The organism is Mesorhizobium sp. M0227, from assembly GCF_040321855.1.
Lineage (GTDB): Bacteria > Pseudomonadota > Alphaproteobacteria > Rhizobiales > Rhizobiaceae > Mesorhizobium.
The window spans coordinates 72,875-89,996 of record NZ_JAMYSJ010000002.1 but is presented as its reverse complement, the minus strand read 5'-3'; the positions used below and the strand labels follow the sequence as shown (position 1 = coordinate 89,996).

At 63.1% G+C, this 17,122-nt stretch carries 16 protein-coding genes; 7 read left to right on the top strand and 9 right to left on the bottom strand.

The genetic code is table 11. The features are described from left to right. Positions 1-58 precede the first annotated feature (58 nt). Together NKJ00_RS03980 and NKJ00_RS03975 are read left to right on the top strand one after the other, a co-directional pair. Positions 59-1,453, top strand: coding sequence for a sensor histidine kinase (locus NKJ00_RS03980; RefSeq protein ID WP_023813469.1), 1,395 nt, complete (start codon positions 59-61; stop codon positions 1,451-1,453). Continuing rightward, on the top strand, positions 1,450-2,109 hold the full coding sequence (locus NKJ00_RS03975) for a response regulator (RefSeq protein WP_023813468.1): 660 nt from the start codon (positions 1,450-1,452) through the stop codon (positions 2,107-2,109). Before NKJ00_RS03980 ends, NKJ00_RS03975 begins: the two co-directional genes overlap by 4 nt. Before the next feature lie 280 nt (positions 2,110-2,389). On the opposite strand, the gene NKJ00_RS03970 is transcribed toward NKJ00_RS03975, so the two are convergent. Further along, entirely contained in the window at positions 2,390-2,836 is a 447-nt protein-coding gene (locus NKJ00_RS03970; protein WP_352628838.1) for a hypothetical protein, read from the bottom strand. Positions 2,837-3,380: 544 nt separating this feature from the next. On the opposite strand from NKJ00_RS03970, the gene NKJ00_RS03965 reads away from it, so the two are divergent. Further along, positions 3,381-5,384 carry a PhoX family protein gene (locus NKJ00_RS03965; RefSeq protein WP_352628836.1) on the top strand — a complete coding sequence of 668 codons (2,004 nt, stop codon included), beginning with the start codon at positions 3,381-3,383 and terminating at the stop codon, positions 5,382-5,384. A gap of 225 nt (positions 5,385-5,609) precedes the next feature. Beyond that, positions 5,610-5,834: a hypothetical protein gene (locus NKJ00_RS03960; protein ID WP_013528677.1), complete on the top strand. Its 225-nt coding sequence runs from the start codon at positions 5,610-5,612 to the stop codon at positions 5,832-5,834. On the opposite strand, the gene NKJ00_RS03955 is transcribed toward NKJ00_RS03960, so the two are convergent. After that, positions 5,826-7,016 (bottom strand): flavin-containing monooxygenase, encoded by a 1,191-nt coding sequence (locus tag NKJ00_RS03955; protein WP_352628834.1) that lies wholly within the window; start codon positions 7,014-7,016, stop codon positions 5,826-5,828. The two genes, NKJ00_RS03960 and NKJ00_RS03955, sit on opposite strands and share 9 nt — an antisense overlap. A 350-nt stretch (positions 7,017-7,366) precedes the next feature. Here NKJ00_RS03955 and NKJ00_RS03950 point away from each other — a divergent pair, with 350 nt between their 5' ends. After that, complete coding sequence (locus NKJ00_RS03950) at positions 7,367-8,404, top strand: phosphatidylglycerol lysyltransferase domain-containing protein (RefSeq protein WP_127296923.1); 1,038 nt, start codon at positions 7,367-7,369, stop codon at positions 8,402-8,404. A 153-nt stretch (positions 8,405-8,557) separates the two neighbouring features. On the opposite strand, the gene NKJ00_RS03945 is transcribed toward NKJ00_RS03950, so the two are convergent. Both NKJ00_RS03945 and NKJ00_RS03940 read right to left on the bottom strand, forming a co-directional pair. Continuing rightward, entirely contained in the window at positions 8,558-9,319 is a 762-nt protein-coding gene (locus tag NKJ00_RS03945; protein ID WP_128305642.1) for an ABC transporter permease, read from the bottom strand. Beyond that, on the bottom strand, positions 9,316-10,242 hold the full coding sequence (locus NKJ00_RS03940) for an ABC transporter ATP-binding protein (protein ID WP_352628832.1): 927 nt from the start codon (positions 10,240-10,242) through the stop codon (positions 9,316-9,318). The genes NKJ00_RS03945 and NKJ00_RS03940 overlap by 4 nt, the downstream gene beginning before the upstream one ends. A gap of 259 nt (positions 10,243-10,501) precedes the next feature. Between NKJ00_RS03940 and NKJ00_RS03935 the strand changes: the two genes are divergently transcribed. Together NKJ00_RS03935 and NKJ00_RS03930 are read left to right on the top strand one after the other, a co-directional pair. Continuing rightward, positions 10,502-11,863 (top strand): cytochrome ubiquinol oxidase subunit I, encoded by a 1,362-nt coding sequence (locus tag NKJ00_RS03935; RefSeq protein WP_352628830.1) that lies wholly within the window; start codon positions 10,502-10,504, stop codon positions 11,861-11,863. A gap of 9 nt (positions 11,864-11,872) precedes the next feature. Then, on the top strand, positions 11,873-12,877 hold the full coding sequence (locus tag NKJ00_RS03930) for a cytochrome d ubiquinol oxidase subunit II (RefSeq protein ID WP_128305637.1): 1,005 nt from the start codon (positions 11,873-11,875) through the stop codon (positions 12,875-12,877). Between the two features lie 146 nt (positions 12,878-13,023). On the opposite strand, the gene NKJ00_RS03925 is transcribed toward NKJ00_RS03930, so the two are convergent. The 5 genes from NKJ00_RS03925 to NKJ00_RS03905 all read right to left on the bottom strand — a co-directional run bounded on the left by NKJ00_RS03925 (position 13,024) and on the right by NKJ00_RS03905 (position 16,888). Beyond that, positions 13,024-13,311: a GIY-YIG nuclease family protein gene (locus NKJ00_RS03925; RefSeq protein ID WP_352554385.1), complete on the bottom strand. Its 288-nt coding sequence runs from the start codon at positions 13,309-13,311 to the stop codon at positions 13,024-13,026. Between the two features lie 131 nt (positions 13,312-13,442). Continuing rightward, on the bottom strand, positions 13,443-14,180 hold the full coding sequence (gene msrA / locus NKJ00_RS03920) for a peptide-methionine (S)-S-oxide reductase MsrA (protein ID WP_352628828.1): 738 nt from the start codon (positions 14,178-14,180) through the stop codon (positions 13,443-13,445). A gap of 142 nt (positions 14,181-14,322) precedes the next feature. Then, positions 14,323-14,580: a hypothetical protein gene (locus NKJ00_RS03915; RefSeq protein WP_352628826.1), complete on the bottom strand. Its 258-nt coding sequence runs from the start codon at positions 14,578-14,580 to the stop codon at positions 14,323-14,325. Positions 14,581-14,681: 101 nt separating this feature from the next. Continuing rightward, entirely contained in the window at positions 14,682-15,374 is a 693-nt protein-coding gene (locus tag NKJ00_RS03910) for a DUF1223 domain-containing protein (RefSeq protein WP_023813455.1), read from the bottom strand. Positions 15,375-15,718: 344 nt separating this feature from the next. Next, positions 15,719-16,888 carry a TadE/TadG family type IV pilus assembly protein gene (locus NKJ00_RS03905; protein ID WP_023813454.1) on the bottom strand — a complete coding sequence of 390 codons (1,170 nt, stop codon included), beginning with the start codon at positions 16,886-16,888 and terminating at the stop codon, positions 15,719-15,721. Positions 16,889-17,122 lie beyond the last annotated feature (234 nt).

Genomic DNA, 17,122 nt, shown 5'->3' with positions numbered 1-17,122 from the left:
GGAAGCTCAAAGTACTACCATCGCCCAATCTGTCGGTTCGAAGGGCGGTCAGGGGCTCATGATTCGCAGTTTTCAAAACCTGGTGCGGCGCTGGAGCGAGCTTTCCCTTGCCCTGCAATTCGTCATTGCCGGCGGCTTTGGCCTGCTGGCTGTCATGTTGGTGGTCGGCACCTGGGTGACGGCGCAGATCCGGGACGGCGTCATCCGCAATTCGGCCGCCACGACGGCCCTTTATGTCGACAGCGTGATTGCGCCGCTGCTTCCCGACTTGCGCAAGGAGCAGGAGCTCAGCGAGTCCGTCAAGCAGGCGCTGGACGAGACGCTTGGCCAGGGCGCGCTTGGTAAGCGCCTCGAATCGTTCGTACTCTGGCGCCGCGACGGGACGGTTCTCTACGCCAAGGAGACGGCCCTGATCGGCCGCCGCTTCGGTCCGAGCGACAATCTGCGTTCCGCCTTCGAAGGCAACGTCGTCGCTGAATTCAATACATTCGATGATGATGAACGCGAGGAGAAGGCTACCCGCTTGCCCTTGCTGGAGATCTACAATCCCGTGCGCGAGCCCTGGTCGGGCGAGGTGGTGGCGGTCACCGAGTTCTATGAGATCGCCGACGATTTCCAGGCCACCCTGGCGTCCGCTCTGTGGTCGAGCTGGCTGATCGTGGCCGGCGCGACCCTGGCGGCATTCCTGCTCCTGTCGGGCATCGTCCTGCGCGGCAGCCGCACCATCGACGACCAGCGTGGGGCGCTGCGCCGCCAGGTGTCGGAGCTGCAGGGTCTGGTGGCGCAAAACAGTGCCTTGCGACTGCGCGTGCAACGGGCCTCTCGCCGCGCCACCGCGCTCAACGAAAGATATCTGCGCCGCATCGGCGCCGACCTCCATGACGGCCCGGCCCAACTCGTGGCCCTGGCGGCGCTGCGCATGGATAGTCCGATATTTTCCAGCGATGGCCATTCGGGCGTAAGCCGTTCGACCGAGGTCGCGATGATCCGCAAGACACTGGAGGATGCGATGCGCGAAATACGCGGCATCTGCACCGGCCTTGTCCTTCCGCAGATCGAGACGGCTGCCGCAAACGACATTCTGCGGCTGGCCGTCAAGGAACACGAGCAGAGGACGGGAACGTCGGTGACGCTGACGCTGGCCGGACAGTTGCCGGAACCCGGCGCTTCCGAGAAGATCAGCATCTATCGTTTCGTTCAGGAAGGGCTGAACAACGCCTATCGCCACGGGCTAGGCAAGGATCAGGCGGTGAGTGCCGGGATGAAAGGTGGCAGGCTTTTTGTCGAAGTGTCGGACGGCGGGCCGGGTTTCGATCCGGCGGCACGGGTCGAGGGCCTCGGGCTCGCCGGCCTCAGGGAGCGGGTCGAAAGCATTGGCGGACAGTTCGAAACCTTGACCGGGCCGCAAGGTACGCGTTTGGTAATCCGTCTGTCGGTCGAGGAGCAAGCATGACTGGTACCATCCGCATCGCCATTGTCGACGATCATCCCCTCTTTCGCGAAGGTGTGACGCGCAGCCTGTCGGAGATCGGGGGCTTCGAGATGGTTGGCGAGGGCGCCACGGCGCAGGATGCCGAACGCCTCGCCACGACGGTGCGGCCCGACATCTTGCTGCTCGATATCTCCATGCCTGGCGGCGGGCTGACCGCGGTCGCAAGCATCCTCGCCAGCCATCCCGCCCAGAAGATCGTCATGCTGACCGTTTCGGAGGCCAATGCCGATGTGACAAAGGCGCTGAACGCAGGGGTGAATGGCTATGTCCTCAAAGGCGTCGGGTCGCGCGGGCTCGCCGACATCCTGCGCAATGTTGCAGCCGGCGAAAGCTATCTGTCGCCGACGCTGTCGGCCCGGCTGCTTTCGGATCTCCAGTCCCAGCAGCCGACCGACGGCATTGCGGAACGGCTGCGGCAGCTCACCGATCGGCAGACGGAAATCCTGCGGCTGGTGGCGGAGGGGCTGAGCAACAAGGAAGTCGCCTTGCGGCTTGAGCTGCAGGAGAAGACCGTCAAGCATCACATGACCGGGGTGCTGTCGAAGCTCAATGTGCGAAACCGCACCGAAGCGGCCTTGATGATGCGTGAGTTGCGCGACCGCGACAGGCCTTCTTAGAGCATTTCACCGTTTCACGGAAACGGCGAGCTGCTCTAATTCTTTGTTTTGACGCGATTCTAGACGGAAAACCGCTTCACACTTTTCCTAGAATTGCTCCAGGCCAGGTACGGAGAAATGCGCAGCGGTTTCCCGTCCCGGATTGCGCAAAAGCACGTCGCGCCTCGGGACTGCAGCCATTGCGGTGCCGAAAACCGGGACGCTGGCCAAAAACGAGGTCACCTCCGCCGGGGGGCGGCGGAGGTGACGTGCAAAGCTGACCGTTGCCTGTTGGCCAGCTTCACAAGGCCTTGAGACGATTGGCATCGGCCGGGGTAGCCTGGCGGTCGATGATCGTGCGACCGAGCGCGTCCTTCATGCTGAAACGACCGTTCTCGAGCTTTTCCGTTATGCCGTCGGGGTGCCGGACCGTGATCTTGTTGCCGGTCACGTCGACCTTGTCACCGGTCTTTGCATTGACATGGCTCCCGCTCTTACCCTGATTGGATCCTGATTTGCCGCTGTTGCCATTCCCATTGCCGTTGCCGCTATTGCCGCTGTTCCCGCTATTGCCTCCGCCGGAATTGCCGCCGTTGCCGCCGCCACCTTTGCCGGCGTATGCGCTGGCGGTCTGGATGCCGGAAACGGAGCCGTCCAGGACAATTTGGTAGGGAGCAATCGTCAACGCCAGCGCCGCTGCCGATTTGAGCGCCAGCCGGCAACAACGGGTCGTGACCGATCTGTGCATTTTGATCTCCGACGACTGAGCCCGGCGCGCCCCACCCCAACGTTGCAGTGCAACAACATTGCCGAAAGACGCGGCGCCCGGAAGCGACCTCCGACCGTTGCGGTTGTCAACTAGGACCTTTGCAAGCGCAAGATTGGACTAAAGTCCCAAGCCTATGCTACATTAGCTTTGCATGAACGGCGCCGCCATCGCTAAACGGGAGACTCGCTTTCCCGACGCCTGACGACGGCAGACGCCGAACATCAAGTCACCTCCGCCGGGGGCGGCGGAGGTGACTTGTCGAGCCGGCTTTGTCCGTTGATCCGTTTGCAACGACTGACGCCATGGATGCGCGGCGAAACATGCCGCCGAAGGTCTCCTTCATCTCGAAAAGACGATTCCGGAGCAGTTCACGGCCTTCGGGAATGCTGAGCCAGCGCTGCGCGTAGTGCCTGTCGCCTCTGAAAGGCCTCCCGATGTCACGAAAATGTGACCCGGCGATTATAAGGGGGGTCAAACAGGTACCCCACGCTCCAGCCAACCCGACAGCCAGAGGCAAGCCACGATGACTGACCTTCGCTCCCCCGACACCCGATTCCGCACCAGCCTGCTTGAGGAAAACGACGGTCCGGCCATCAACGCCTCCGACAACCGCACCATGGGCGAGATCATCGCCGCGCGGTTCTCGCGCCGCGGCTTCCTCAAGGGCTCGCTGGCCGTCTCGGCCATCGCCGCCACCGTCAGCCCGCTGGCGCTGATCAGCGCCGACGAGGCCAGGGCAGCGGAAGGCTCTGCCTTCGCGTTCGACGAACTCGAGGCCGGCATCGACGACAAGCACCATGTCGCGTCGGGTTACGATGCCGATGTCCTGCTGCGCTGGGGCGATCCGTTGTTTGCCGATTCGCCCGACTTCGACCCCATGAAACAGTCGGCCGAGGCCCAGGCGAAACAGTTCGGCTACAACAATGACTATGTCGGCTACATCCCGATCGACGGCTCGGCCGAACATGGCCTGCTGGTGGTCAACCACGAATACACCAATCCGCATCTGATGTTCCCGGGCATCGTGAAGATCGTCGAAAAGGACGGCAAGAAGTCGGCAGAAATCGCACCCCTCTCGAAGGAGCAGGTCGATGTCGAGATGGCCGCCCATGGCGGCACCATCGTCGAGATCCGCAAGGACGGTGGCAAATGGCAGGTGGTGCGCGACGGCAAGCTCAACCGCCGCATCACCTCCAACACCGAAATGGCGCTGTCCGGCCCGGTTGCCGGCCATGACCGCGTCAAGACCAATGCCGATCCGTCCGGCACCAAGGTGTTCGGCACGTTCAACAATTGCGCCGGCGGCGTCACGCCCTGGGGCACCTATGTGATGGCCGAGGAGAACATCCATGGCTATTTTTCCGGCGAGCTGCCGGAAGGCCACAAGGAAGCCGCGAACTACAAGCGTCTCGGCATTCCCGAAGGCGCCTATGAATGGGCGGCGCATTACGAGCGTTTCGACCTCGCCAAGGAACCCAACGAAGCCAACCGCTTCGGCTGGATCGTCGAGGTCGATGTCAACGACCCGACCTCGACGCCGAGGAAGCGCACCGCCATGGGCCGCTTCAAGCATGAGGGCGCCGAATCGATCGTCGCCAAGGACGGCCGCGTCGTCTTCTATCTCGGTGACGACGAGCGCTTCGACTATGTCTACAAGTTCGTGACCAGGGCCGCGTTCAATCCGAACGATCGTGCCGCCAACAAGGACCTGCTCGACGATGGCACGCTGCATGTCGCCAAGTTCGCCGAAGACGGCACGGTCGAATGGCTGCCGATCGTCTTCGGCCAGGGGCCGCTGACGGCTGAAAACGGTTTTGCCAGCCAGGCCGACGTGCTGATCGAGACGCGCCGCGCCGCCGACCTGCTCGGCGCCACCAAGATGGACCGCCCGGAAGACGTCCAGCCCAATGGCGTCAACGGCAAGGTCTATGTCATGCTGACCAACAATTCGAAGCGCAAGGCCGACCAGGTCGACGCTGCCAACCCGCGCGCCGAAAACGCCTTCGGCCACATCATCGAAATCGCCGAGGACGGCGGCGATTTCACCGCCGCCAAGGGCAAGTGGGAAGTGCTGCTGAAATGCGGCGATCCGGCGGTCGCCGATGTCGGCGCCACCTTCTCGACAGCAACGACGGCCAATGGCTGGTTCGGCATGCCCGACAATTGCGCGGTCGATTCGGCCGGGCGTCTCTGGGTCGCGACCGACGGACAGGGGCCGAAAGCCACCGGCCGCACCGATGGCCTGTGGGCAGTGGACACCGAGGGGGCGGCGCGGGCGACCTCGAAACTGTTCTTCCGCGTGCCGATCGGCGCCGAGATGTGCGGTCCGCTGTTTGCGCCCGACGACCAGACCGCCTTCGTCGCCGTCCAGCATCCGGGCGACGGCGGAGAGGACTGGGAAGCGTTCGGGCGCCCCTCTTACTATGAGGACCTGTCGACGCGCTGGCCCGACTTCAAGCCCGACATGCCGGTGCGGCCGTCGGTGGTCGCCATCACCAGACAAGGCGGCGGCAAGATCGCGGTCTGATTGCCCACTCGCATGGGCAGCAGCGGAGCAGAATTTGCGCCGCTGCTGCGCCTTGAAGCCGCGGCATGTATCCCTTGGGCTGCGGAGCAGCTCCAGAGGTCTGCGCCGCGTCGCTTCGCTCCTTGCTCCGCCCCAGGATGACGAGGCGACGGGGGAAGTCGGTCAAGCCTCGGGAAAGATTGGCAATTTAAACGTGGCGCTCTAGGTCTTTATCAGGAGATCGCCATGTCGAAGTCTGTCTATGACCGTGGCTTGCTCAAGCCAGCCGATATCGCCAAGCTGCAGCGCGTGTTCGACGAGGCCTGCCGGCGGCGCGAGGCACATCCCGATTCCGCCGACGCGCGGGAAATCGCGCTTAACCTGCTCGCCCTGCACAATGCCGGCATGGTGGAAGAAGACATGCTGATGGAAGCCGTCGGTTTCCGGCGGCTGGAACCGAAATCAGCGTGATGCGCTGGATTGGTGCGGGGCCGACCTTGCAATTCGTTTGGCGATCGCCTTGGCCAGGATGCCGGCATTGGCGAAGCAGCCGCGAATGCTTGGCCGCATGCCGGTGAACCACAGACCGGGCAATTTTGGATCGGCTTGGCCACCGTTGAAGAGCGGAACGCCCTTGGCGTCGAGCACGCCGAGCTTGCCGACCATGGGCTCCAGCCCGGTGCGGTAGCCTGTCGCGGCAATGACGATGTCGGGATAGATCAGGCTGCCATTGGCCAGGATCACGCCATCGCGGGTGAATTCCCGTATGCCCGGCACGACGGTGATCTTGCCGGCCTTGATGGCGCCGACGGCGCCGTCATCGGCGGCGATCGCGGTATAGTCCGAGGTCAGGCGGCTGGCGCCGCCCGCAGGCGCGGGCGGCAGGCCGAATTTGGTCAGGTCGCCGAAAACCAGGCGCTGCGTTGCCGTCATCACCGCATCGGCGAGCCGCAACGGCAGGCGCGCCATGAACGGCGAAAGCCGGTGCACGGCGATCTTGGCAATCCGCTTGGGCAGCAAAGCGGGGCCGCTGCGGGCCGACAGCCAGATAGCGGCCGTGTCTATGCCGGCCAGATGATTGAGCGCATCGAAGCCCGAATTGCCGGCGCCGACGACCAGCACTCTTTGGCCCGCATAGGCTTGCGCGTCACCGAAATCCGCCGAATGGATGATGCGCCCGACGAAATCCTTCATGCCTTTCCATTCGGGGGTGAATGGCTGGCTGTCGCGGCCGGTGGCGATGACGACATTGCGGGCGAAGCGCAGTCCGGTGCTGGTGCGCAATGCCCAGTGATCGCCCTTGAAGGTGATCTCTTCGACCGCGACGCCAAATTGCACCGGCAGCCGGTTCTCCTTCTGGAAATCGTTCATGTGGCGGATGACGACCATCCTTTGCGGAAAGGCGGGCGTGCCAGGGGGAAAGGCGAGACCAGGCAGCGAAGAAAGATCGCGATGGGTGTTGAGATGCAATTGCTGGTGGCGCCGGTGCCAGGGCTCGGCCAGCCGGCTTTCCTTTTCCAGGATCGCCGTCGGCACGCCGGCGTTCATCAAGGCATGCGCGGCGGCCAGCCCGGCAGCACCGGCGCCGACGACGATTGCCGGCTCGACCATGGCCGGCAGATCCGCAACCGATCTGATTGTCGTATCCGTCATTCACTCGAATCCCATTGGACGTCCCGCCGCAAGGCTCGCAGGACGCTGTAACCGTTTGATCGCGCGCAGGATCCCTGCAGCAAACCGCGGCCGAATTTCGAGCGATGCGATTTAGAGCCACACGCCGGGCCGCGGTTGCGCTCTATATGGCATATGCGCGATATCAACGGTAATCAGGTCGCGGCAATGTGATTGATTCGAGGCCTTGGTGGCTGGCGGGTCTCGGTTATCCCCCACGCGCATGTCCGAAATCGAGTCCGATTTTCGAGTCATGCGCAGAATCAAAGTGTTACAGCACCTTGGCGCGTCCTGGACGGCCGGCGCTGTAGGCGGCACGCGGAATCTCGACCATGCCCTCCTTGCGGTTTTATTTCGACAAGATCCTTGAGGCTGCCGCGCCCGAGGTCGAGCGGCAGGCGCTGACCCATGTCGAACGCCTGGCACTGGTGCGCCGCTATGGCGACTTCTCGCTCGCCTATTCCACCGCCGTGCAAGGCAAGCTTTCCTATTTCGGCGACGCCGACGGCTACATCGCCTTCGGTACCAAGATGAAGCACCATTTCGCGCTCGGCGACCCGGTGGCGGCTCCGGCGCGTCGGGCCGATTACATCAAGCGCTTCGTCGAGACCGCCGGCAGCCCATGGTTCGTGCAGGTGGGCGAGGACACCGCACGCGTGCTGGCCGGCCTTGGCTACAAGGTCAATCGCCTCGGCATCGACACCCGCCTCGCCCTGCCCGAGCATGATTTTTCCGGGAAGCGCAACGAGACCGTGCGCTACTCCGAGCGCTGGCTGCTGAAGAAAGGCTTTTCGTTCGAAGAGGACAAGCGCACCATCTACCTCGACGAGATCGCCCGGCTTTCGGAAAACTGGCGCGGCGACCGCATCGTCAAGCGCTGGGAGATGGGCTTTCTCAACCGCCATTTCGCCGACCATCTCGGCACCGACATGCGCCGTTTCGTCCTGCACGGTCCCGATGGCGAACTGGTCGCTTTGCTCGACTTCGACCCGTTGTTTGCCGACGGCAAGGTCATCGGCTACACCACCGCCTTCAAGCGCAAGCATCTCGACGCTTCACCGCATGCCGAGGTCGGCCTGACCAAATTCGCCGTCGACCGTTTTCGCGAAGAGGGCATCTCGGTGGTCACGCTCGGCCTGTCGCCGCTCGTCGATGTGGGTCCGAGCGGATTTGCCGAAAGCGATTTCTGGCGCAATGCCTTCCAGCGCGCCTATTCTTCGCCCTGGGTCAACCGCCGCAGGTTCAACCTGCAGGGCCAGGCGGCCTTCAAGCGCCGCTTCCACGGCGTCGAAGAGCCGGTCTATATCGCCTTCCGCAAGGGAACGTATGTCGAGATGCTGGGGCTGCTGCGGCTGGTCAAGGCGATCTAGGTCTGCTGATATTCAGGTGATGCCGGCCTGCAAATGGCGGCTTCCTGCGCTTCCGGTGCTCACGTACGAAAAGTACGCTCCGCTCCGGTTCTCGGAATCCACCATTTTCGTCTCGGCCTGACCTGAATCTCAACAGACCTGTACTCTCGCCGCTCAATTCCTCAGCCGATAACCGGTCCTGAATATCCAGGCGACGATGCTTATGCAGACCAGCAGGAAGACGACCGTCATGCCGAGGCTGACGCCGACCGAAACGTCGGACTTGCCGTAGAAGCTCCAGCGGAAGCCGCTGATCAAATAGACGACCGGGTTGAACAGCGTCACCGTGCGCCAGATCTCGGGCAGCATGTTGATCGAATAGAAGCTGCCGCCGAGGAAGGTCAGCGGCGTGATGATCAACAGCGGCACCAGCTGCAGCTGCTCGAAACTCTTCGCCCAGATGCCGATGATGAAGCCGAACAGGCTGAAGGTCACCGCCGTCAGCACCAGGAAAGCGAGCATCCAGAACGGATGCAGGATGGTGAGCGGTACGAACAGCGAGGCGGTGGCCAGGATGATCAGGCCGAGGATGATCGACTTGGTCGCGGCGCCGCCGACATAGGCGATGACGATCTCCAGATAGGAGACCGGCGCCGACAGAAGCTCGTAGATCGAGCCGACGAATTTCGGGAAATAGATGGCAAAGGAGGCGTTGGAGATCGACTGCGTCAACAGCGACAGCATGATCAGACCCGGCACGATGAAGGCGCCGTAGCTGATGCCGTCGATCTCGGTGATGCGCGAGCCGATGGCCGAGCCGAAGACGACGAAATACAGCGATGTCGAGATGACCGGCGAGACGATGCTCTGCAGCACGGTGCGGAAAGCACGCGCCATTTCCATCCGGTAGATCGCCCATACTGCGCGAAGGTTCATGGCTCCCTCCTCACCAGATTGACGAAGATCTCCTCGAGCGAAGAGTTTTGCGTGTCGATATCGCGGAACTGGATGCCGCCGGCCTCGAGGTCGCGCATCAACGAGGCGACGCCGGGCCGCTCGGCCTGGTTGTCATAGGTGTAGGTCAGCTGCCCGCCATCCGGCGACAATTCCAGCGCATAGCGCGAGAACGCCTCGGGAATGGCCGTCAGCGGATTGCGCAGTTCCAGCACCAGCCGCTTGCGGCCGAGCTTGCGCATCAGTTCGGCCTTGTTCTCGACCAGGATGATCTCGCCGCGATTGATGACGCCGACGCGGTCGGCCATCGCCTCGGCTTCCTCGATATAGTGCGTGGTGAGGATGATGGTGACGCCGTCCTCGCGCAGCCGGCGCACCATCGCCCACATGTCCTGGCGCAGCTCGACGTCGACGCCGGCGGTCGGCTCGTCGAGGAATAGGATGCGCGGCTCATGCGACAGCGCCTTGGCGATCATCAGCCGGCGCTTCATGCCGCCCGACAAGGTGATCGCCTTGGCGTCCTTCTTGTCCCACAGCGACAGGTCGCGCAGCACCTTCTCGACAAAGCCGGGGTTGGCCGGCTTGCCGAACAGGCCACGGCTGTAATTGGCCGTCGCCCAGACGCTCTCGAAGGCGTCGATGGTCAGTTCCTGCGGCACCAGCCCGATCAGACCGCGCGCGGCGCGATAATCCTTGTTGATGTCGTGGCCGTCGACGGTGACCGTGCCCGACGAACGGTTGACGATGCCGCAGACGATCGAGATCAGCGTCGTCTTGCCGGCGCCATTGGGTCCAAGCAGCGCGAAGATCTCGCCGCGCTGAATGTCGAGATTGACTTCCTTGAGCGCGGTGAAACCGGTTGCGTAGGTCTTGGAGACCCCGGAAATGGACAGGATGGAAGGCATGGATGAAAACGGCTGCTTGAAAGAGGTCCCCTGATATAGGACGAATGTCGGTGCTTGCAACCGCAAGTCAATGCCCTGCTGACAGTTCTCGACAATCGTGCCCGGCCGGCCGTTGCAGGTGCGGCGCACAGGCCCGGAGTTGCGCGGCACAACCGGCAAAATTGTCCTGTGGCGTTCAGCCTCGCGGCAGGACGCCGCTTTGACCTGAACTCGCTTCGGGCCTATCCTTCGCGAGTATTTGCAGCAGCCGGAGCCCATCATGGACCCGCTCATACTTTCGCGTATCCAGTTCGGCACGAATATTTCATTCCATATTCTATTTCCGACGATCACCATTGCGCTGGGTTGGGTGCTGCTGTTCTTCAAGCTGCGCTACAACGCGACCAACGATTCCGCTTGGATGCGCGCCTATTTCACCTGGGTGAAGGTTTTCGCGCTGTCCTTTGCCATGGGCGTGGTTTCGGGCGTCACCATGAGCTTCCAGTTCGGCACCAACTGGCCGGGCTACATGGAAAAGGTCGGCAACATCGCCGGGCCGCTGCTGGCCTACGAAATCCTCACCGCCTTCTTCCTCGAAGCGGCCTTCCTCGGCATCATGCTGTTCGGCTTCCGCCGCGTCTCCAACCGCATCCACACGCTGGCGACGGTGCTGGTCGCCGGCGGCACCACCGTCTCGGCATTCTGGATCATCGCGCTCAATTCCTGGATGCAGACGCCGGCCGGCTTCGAGATGCGCGACGGCGTGGCGCATGCGGTCGACTGGTGGGCAATCATCTTCAACCCGTCAATGCCTTACAGGCTGACCCACATGCTGCTGGCGTCGGGGCTGACGGTGTCGTTCCTGATCGCTGGCCTGTCGGCGCTGCGCTATCTCACCGGCGACCGCTCGGAATCGATGTGGAAGGCGCTGCGCACCGGCGTCTTCACGGCGGCGACCCTGATCCCGATCCAGATCTTCGCCGGCGACCAGCATGGGCTGAACACGCTGGAGCATCAGCCGCAGAAGATCGCCGCCATGGAGGCCAACTGGAACACCGGCCCCAACGTGCCGCTGGTGCTCTTCGCGCTGCCAGACGAGGCAGCCAGGGAGAACAAATTCGAGATCGCCATTCCCAATGGGGCCAGCCTGGTGCTGCGGCACTCGACCAGCGGCGTGGTGCCGGGGTTGAACGACTATCCCGGCAATCATCCGCCGGTCTTTCCGGTGTTCTGGGGTTTCCGCATCATGGTCGGCACGGGCATATTGATGCTGCTCGTCTCATGGTCGGCGGCCTTCTTCCTCAAGCGCCGGCACAGCCTGCCCAAGCCGCTGGCCATGCTGATGGTGCCGATGGCGATGTCGGGCTGGCTGGCGACGCTGGCCGGCTGGTACACCACCGAAATCGGCCGCCAGCCCTGGCTGGTGACCGGCGTGCTGAAAACTGCCGACGCGGTCGGCCCGGTGGCCGGCAGCCATGTCGCGCTGACGCTCGCCATATACCTCGTTCTCTATGTGCTGTTGCTGATCGCCTATCTCGGCGTGCTGGTGCACCTGGCGCTGAAGGCGGCGAAGGACGGCGATTCATCGCCGCTGCCGGGCGTCATGAACGCCGCCATGTCGCAGCCGGCGGCTGGCGAGTAGGAGAAGAAAATGAGCTTCGACTGGCCAACCGCGCTCCCCTTGATCTTCGCCGGCCTGATGGGCCTCGCCATCCTGATCTACGTCATTCTCGACGGTTTCGATCTCGGCATCGGCATTCTGTTCGCCGCCGCTGAAGACGCCGAACAGGATACGATGATTGCCGCGATCGGCCCGTTCTGGGACGCCAACGAAACCTGGCTGGTGCTGGCCGTCGGCCTGCTGCTGGTCGCCTTCCCGCTGGCGCATGGCGTCATCCTGACGGCGCTCTACATTCCGGTCTTCGTGCTTTTGCTCGGGCTGATCCTGCGCGGCGTCGCCTTCGATTTCCGCGCCAAGGTGCCGACCGAGCGCAAGCACCGCTGGAACCGTATTTTCTTCCTCGGCTCCATCATCGCATCGCTGGCGCAGGGCTATATGCTGGGCGTCTATGTGCTGGGCCTCGATGTCGGCCTCGGCGGCGTGGCGTTCGGCGTGCTGGTGGCGTTCTGCCTTGCCGCGGCCTATGCGGCGATGGGCGCCGCCTGGGTGATCTACAAGACTGAAGGCGAGTTGCAGAGGAAGGCCGTGCGCTGGCTGCGCACCGCGCTGGTGCTGACCGCGCTCGGCATGGCGGCGGTGTCGCTGGCGACGCCCTTCGCCAGCCCGCGCATCTTCGACAAATGGTTCGTCTGGCCGGAAATGCTTTATCTGTCGCCGCTGCCGATCCTGTCGGCGCTTTTGTTCCTGTGGCTGTGGCGGCAGACCTTCCATCTGCCGAAGCCCGACGACCGCCATTCGCTGATGCCGTTCCTGACGCTGGCCGCCATCTTCGCGCTCGGCTTTGCCGGCCTCGCCTGGTCGTTCTACCCGTTCGTGGTGCCGGATCGCCTGACCATCTGGCAGGCGGCTTCCGCGCCGGAGAGCCTGGCCATCATTCTGGCCGGCACCGTGGTCGTGCTGCCGGTCATCATCTTCTATTCGTTCTATGCCTACCGGGTGTTCGGCGGCAAGGCGACGGATCTGACGTATGATTGAGCGGGTCAGGTGGGGGTGAAGGTGGCAGCAGCTACCGTGCCTTCGTCATCCTAGGGCGAAGCAAGGAGCGAAGCGACGCAGCGCAGACCCTAGGATCCATGCCGTGACGGTGGTGCAGTGCTCCGACGGTGCAAGAAACGGTGCACCTACCACCCCGTCCCGCGAAAAAGCTCGAACCACTCCGGATTCGCTTTTTCGATCAGGTCGATCTTCCATTGGCGCGGCCAGCGCTTCAGTGATTTCTCGCGCTGGATGGCATCAGTGATGTCGAAAAATTCCTCATACCAGACCAGCCGCTGCGCACCGTAGCGGCTGGTGAACCCTGCGCCCTGGCCGGATTTGTGTTCCGGCATGCGGCGGCCGAGGTCATTGGTGACGCCGATGTAGATCGTGCCACGCTTTTGGCTCGCGGTCATGTAAACGTAGCCGGTCATCGCGTAAGGATAGCTGGCGATCTACCGGGCAGCTATCCTGATCCGCCGCATTCTACGACCAATGTCACGGCATGGAAGGGAAGGAGGGCATCGCCGCCCTTCGCACCTCCCACACGCCAACCAGCGCTATCTCAATTGCTCGCCGACAGCACCAGCACGGGCTTTTCGCTGTAGAGCGTCGGGAACAGTGCCTTCAAGTTCGCCACCTTGGGCAGGTCGTTGTAGACGATGTAGGGATAGGTCGGGTTCAGCGTCAGGAAATCCTGATGGTAATTCTCGGCCGGATAGAAGGTCTTGCCGGTTTCCAGCGTGGTGACGATCGGCTCCGGGAACACCTTGGCCTGGTCGAGCTGGGCGATGTAGCTTTGCGCGATCTTCTTCTGTGCATCGTTTTCGGCGAAGATCGTCGAGCGGTATTGCGTGCCGGAGTCCGGACCCTGGAAATTCAGCTGGGTCGGGTTGTGGGCGACCGAAAAATACACCTGCAGCAGCTGGCCATAGGTGATTTTCGATGGATCGTAGGTGATCTCGACGGATTCGGCATGCCCGGTGCGGCCTGAGCCGACCGTCTCGTAGACGGCGGTGTCCTTGTCGCCGCCGGTGTAGCCGGAGACGGCCTTAGTGACGCCCTTGACGTGCTGGAAGACGCCCTGCACGCCCCAGAAGCAGCCGCCGGCGAAGATTGCCTTTTCAGTGCCGGTGGCCGCCTTCTCGTCGATTGCCGGCGGCGGGATCTTCACCGCGTCCTCGGCCGAAACCGCCGGCGTCAGCCAGAAGGCGGCGCCCGCTGCGGCAAGTGCCAGGGCGGCGAGCGCGCTGCGGAAGACGTTCGACGATTGTCTGGTGACTGGTTTTTGAATGTCGGTCATGGCTTGAGCTCCTGTGACGTCCATCATGTGGAGTCTATTGGATAAGATACGATCATGCGACGGGCGAGTTGCGGCCGAAGCCTCACTTTCACGTGCATCCGGCTTCGGACCCGCGGGACCGAAGCCGGAAACAGCACCACCTTTACTTGGCCGGAGCCATCGCATCCGTTGCCGGCTTCATGGCGTCGGTTCCCGGCTTCATGGAATTGGTGGCCATCGGGTCGGCCGGCTTCATCGCATCGGTTGCAGGCTTCATCGCATCCGCGGCCGGTTTCATCGCATTTGCAGCCGGCTTCATCGCGTTGGTCGCGTCGTCGGCACGAGCGATGCCGCCGGAAAACAGCGCCGTCGAGCACAAAGCGAGAGCGAGCGCCGGCAGCGTCAGGCGGGAAATGGTCATGATGATCTCCTTGGGTTGGTCGTGAAGGCGCGCCCTCTTGGCGGCCGTGCTATGCGGCGCCGCTCCATGCGGCGTTGCGCAATCTCTTGCCGAAGCGCGATCTAGTCGGTCGCGGCAGCCAGGATCGGTCCGCCACCGGGCGACTGCACGAGCACGGCGGTGCTCAGGCCGCCGGATGCGGCGGGCAGCGGATACGTCGCGGCCGCGCCGGTCCAGCTGCCGAGGTTTTTGAGCGCATGCACGACATTGGCGTGCGGCAAGGTGCGGCCGGTGTTTTCGCCGCGCGCCACCGGCACCTCGACGACGCCCTTGGCATAGCGCACCAGCCAGACATCGGCGTGGCCGCCAGGTGCGGCGCCGGCGCCGATGCTGATCTTGCCGCCATCGAGCGACAATGCCGGGCCGCCCGTCCGGCCGCTCACCGAGATCAGCTTTTCGATCTCGCCGGGTGCGGCGCCGACGACATCGGCATGGCCGTTGACCACCACTTGCGGCGTGAACGGCCCGTCACGGCCGAGCGCCGGCTCGTAATTGACCTGGCGCCGGGTGAATTCCTGTTTTCCGAAAATGTCCTTCCAGCCGAGATAGTCCCAGTAGGTGACGTTGAACGACAGCGCCAGCACGCCGGGCTGATCCTTGACCTTGATCAGATTGGCGTTGGCCGGCGGGCAGGACGAGCAGCCCTGGCTGGTGAACAGCTCGACCACGGTGAGCGGCTGGGCCGCCGCCGCACCGAGCGACGCCGCCAGCGCGAGCGCTGAGAGGCTGGACACTGTGACGAACTTGCGGGACATCGGCTTGCTCCGTGGGCGGCGGCGCCTGGAAGCGCCGCTCATGTCCCCACTTCGCCGCTGCTTGCTGCTTCGTTACAGCGTTCACCGGTTTGTGATGAGGTTCGGGAGATCGCAGGGAAAGCCGGAGGGACAGCACCCCCCTCTGGCCTGCCGGCCATCTCCCCCGCAAGGAGGGAGATCGACCCTCATCACGGCTTTCGCCTATCACTAGCTTCGCAACAGGAGCGCGGCCGACGAAGCTGCCAATCTCCCCCCTTGCGGGGGAGATGTCCGGCAGGACAGAGGGGGGTGTGAAGGATCGCCAAGCCTCACAAGCCCATAGGGCGTTTAGCCTGGGGCAGCGTCTACTGCGTCAGCACCGTGTTGGAGGGCCGCTTGTTGAAGTCGCACTTGCCGGTCACGCTGTAGAAGAAGTCGGCGTTCGTGACGTCTGGCAGTGGAGGATTGTTGCCGCCGTCTTCCCATGCCTGGTCGCTGGTCTGGCTGCAAGGCACCACTTTGAAGATGTCGACGTCCGTGTTGCTGGCAACCTCGACGGGGAGGTATTTGGAAGGGTCCAGTGCCTTTTGTGCCGCGGTGCTGTACCCGGCGCCGAGGTAGAGCCGGTTCGACGTGTCTGTATTGTTCGACCTGAGCGGGTTGACCGGTCCGGACGGCACATCCATCTGCAGATAGAGCTTGTCCACCGTGCTCACGTTGACTGTTGCGCCACTGCTGTTTCCGGCGGTATTCGTGGTCGCGCACGTCGTCTTGAAATAGATGGTGGCGCTCGTCTTTCCGCTTTTTGCCACCGCGGTGCTTTTGTAAACTCCCGCAGTGGCAGTGAAATCGGTTGCCGATCCTACTGTCGTGCACACTTGGGTCTGAACCAGCGTATTGGTTGGTCCCGTGGTAATAGTTGTCGTGCCGTAACCTTTCGGCTCGGTAGCCGTGTAGGTCTTACCCCCGCTCGTATAGGAATAACTATACGCTTTGTAGTTATAGTTGGCCTTCATCATGGCCGTCGGTGTGGTCGTGGAGGTCCAACCGTAGGGAAGGCCGTACAAGGTCATGGTCTTGTTCCAGTAGCCTGAAACGTGATCGACGTTGAATGTGGCCTCCACCAGTGCGGGCGTCTTGCTCACCGCCGACGAGACACCGACCGCCACCGTCGGGATCCTGGCGATCTGCATGAACACGGTCGGCATGGCGTAGCTTGCCGAGGCCCGCGCTGTGGCGGTGCCGTTGGCGCTGACGTCGAAGCTGTTCAGCGTCGCGGTGCCCTGTCCGCCGTTTTCTCTGTAGGTATCCTGGAGCACCACCTGGCGCTGCGGCTTCGTCGAGGCTGTTTCCATCGTGGTGATCGACAGGATCGCGGCGTCGAGTGCCGCCTGCTCGGTCGACCTGGTCTGGACCGCGGAGGTGTAGTCGACGGAAAAGCCGATCGCGGTGATCAGCGGAATCATGGCGAGAACAAGTATCGGTGCGAACGAGCCGCTCCGCGACTCGATAAAACTGCCTGCAAGCCCCCGCATGCCTTCGTCCTTACATCAGATATTTCCCCCGGCTAACATGCCGATCACAAATTATGCTCTAACGCGCATGGTTAAAATTTATCGATTTTTCGAGGAAACCGGGGGGAAAGGCGACAAGCGCCCGCACCGCTTGCCCCGGCAGCGGCCTGCTCTGCCTTCCCGGCAGCGCCTGTACGGCTTGCAAGGCAACGGGCCGCGCCACATGTACGGCGGCAGCCTGCCGCTTGCTCGGGC

Bases quoted from the DNA above. Each gene is read 5' to 3' on its own strand.
- NKJ00_RS03955 (WP_352628834.1), bottom strand. From the start codon at position 7,016: ATGACGGATACGACAATCAGATCGGTTGCGGATCTGCCGGCCATGGTC.
- NKJ00_RS03930 (WP_128305637.1), top strand. From the start codon at position 11,873: ATGAGCTTCGACTGGCCAACCGCGCTCCCCTTGATCTTCGCCGGCCTG.
- NKJ00_RS03935 (WP_352628830.1), top strand. From the start codon at position 10,502: ATGGACCCGCTCATACTTTCGCGTATCCAGTTCGGCACGAATATTTCA.
- NKJ00_RS03970 (WP_352628838.1), bottom strand. From the start codon at position 2,836: ATGCACAGATCGGTCACGACCCGTTGTTGCCGGCTGGCGCTCAAATCG.
- NKJ00_RS03905 (WP_023813454.1), bottom strand. From the start codon at position 16,888: ATGCGGGGGCTTGCAGGCAGTTTTATCGAGTCGCGGAGCGGCTCGTTC.
- NKJ00_RS03910 (WP_023813455.1), bottom strand. From the start codon at position 15,374: ATGTCCCGCAAGTTCGTCACAGTGTCCAGCCTCTCAGCGCTCGCGCTG.
- NKJ00_RS03925 (WP_352554385.1), bottom strand. From the start codon at position 13,311: ATGACCGGCTACGTTTACATGACCGCGAGCCAAAAGCGTGGCACGATC.
- NKJ00_RS03915 (WP_352628826.1), bottom strand. From the start codon at position 14,580: ATGACCATTTCCCGCCTGACGCTGCCGGCGCTCGCTCTCGCTTTGTGC.
- NKJ00_RS03940 (WP_352628832.1), bottom strand. From the start codon at position 10,242: ATGCCTTCCATCCTGTCCATTTCCGGGGTCTCCAAGACCTACGCAACC.
- NKJ00_RS03965 (WP_352628836.1), top strand. From the start codon at position 3,381: ATGACTGACCTTCGCTCCCCCGACACCCGATTCCGCACCAGCCTGCTT.
- NKJ00_RS03950 (WP_127296923.1), top strand. From the start codon at position 7,367: ATGCCCTCCTTGCGGTTTTATTTCGACAAGATCCTTGAGGCTGCCGCG.
- NKJ00_RS03975 (WP_023813468.1), top strand. From the start codon at position 1,450: ATGACTGGTACCATCCGCATCGCCATTGTCGACGATCATCCCCTCTTT.
- NKJ00_RS03980 (WP_023813469.1), top strand. From the start codon at position 59: ATGATTCGCAGTTTTCAAAACCTGGTGCGGCGCTGGAGCGAGCTTTCC.
- msrA (WP_352628828.1), bottom strand. From the start codon at position 14,180: ATGACCGACATTCAAAAACCAGTCACCAGACAATCGTCGAACGTCTTC.
- NKJ00_RS03960 (WP_013528677.1), top strand. From the start codon at position 5,610: ATGTCGAAGTCTGTCTATGACCGTGGCTTGCTCAAGCCAGCCGATATC.
- NKJ00_RS03945 (WP_128305642.1), bottom strand. From the start codon at position 9,319: ATGAACCTTCGCGCAGTATGGGCGATCTACCGGATGGAAATGGCGCGT.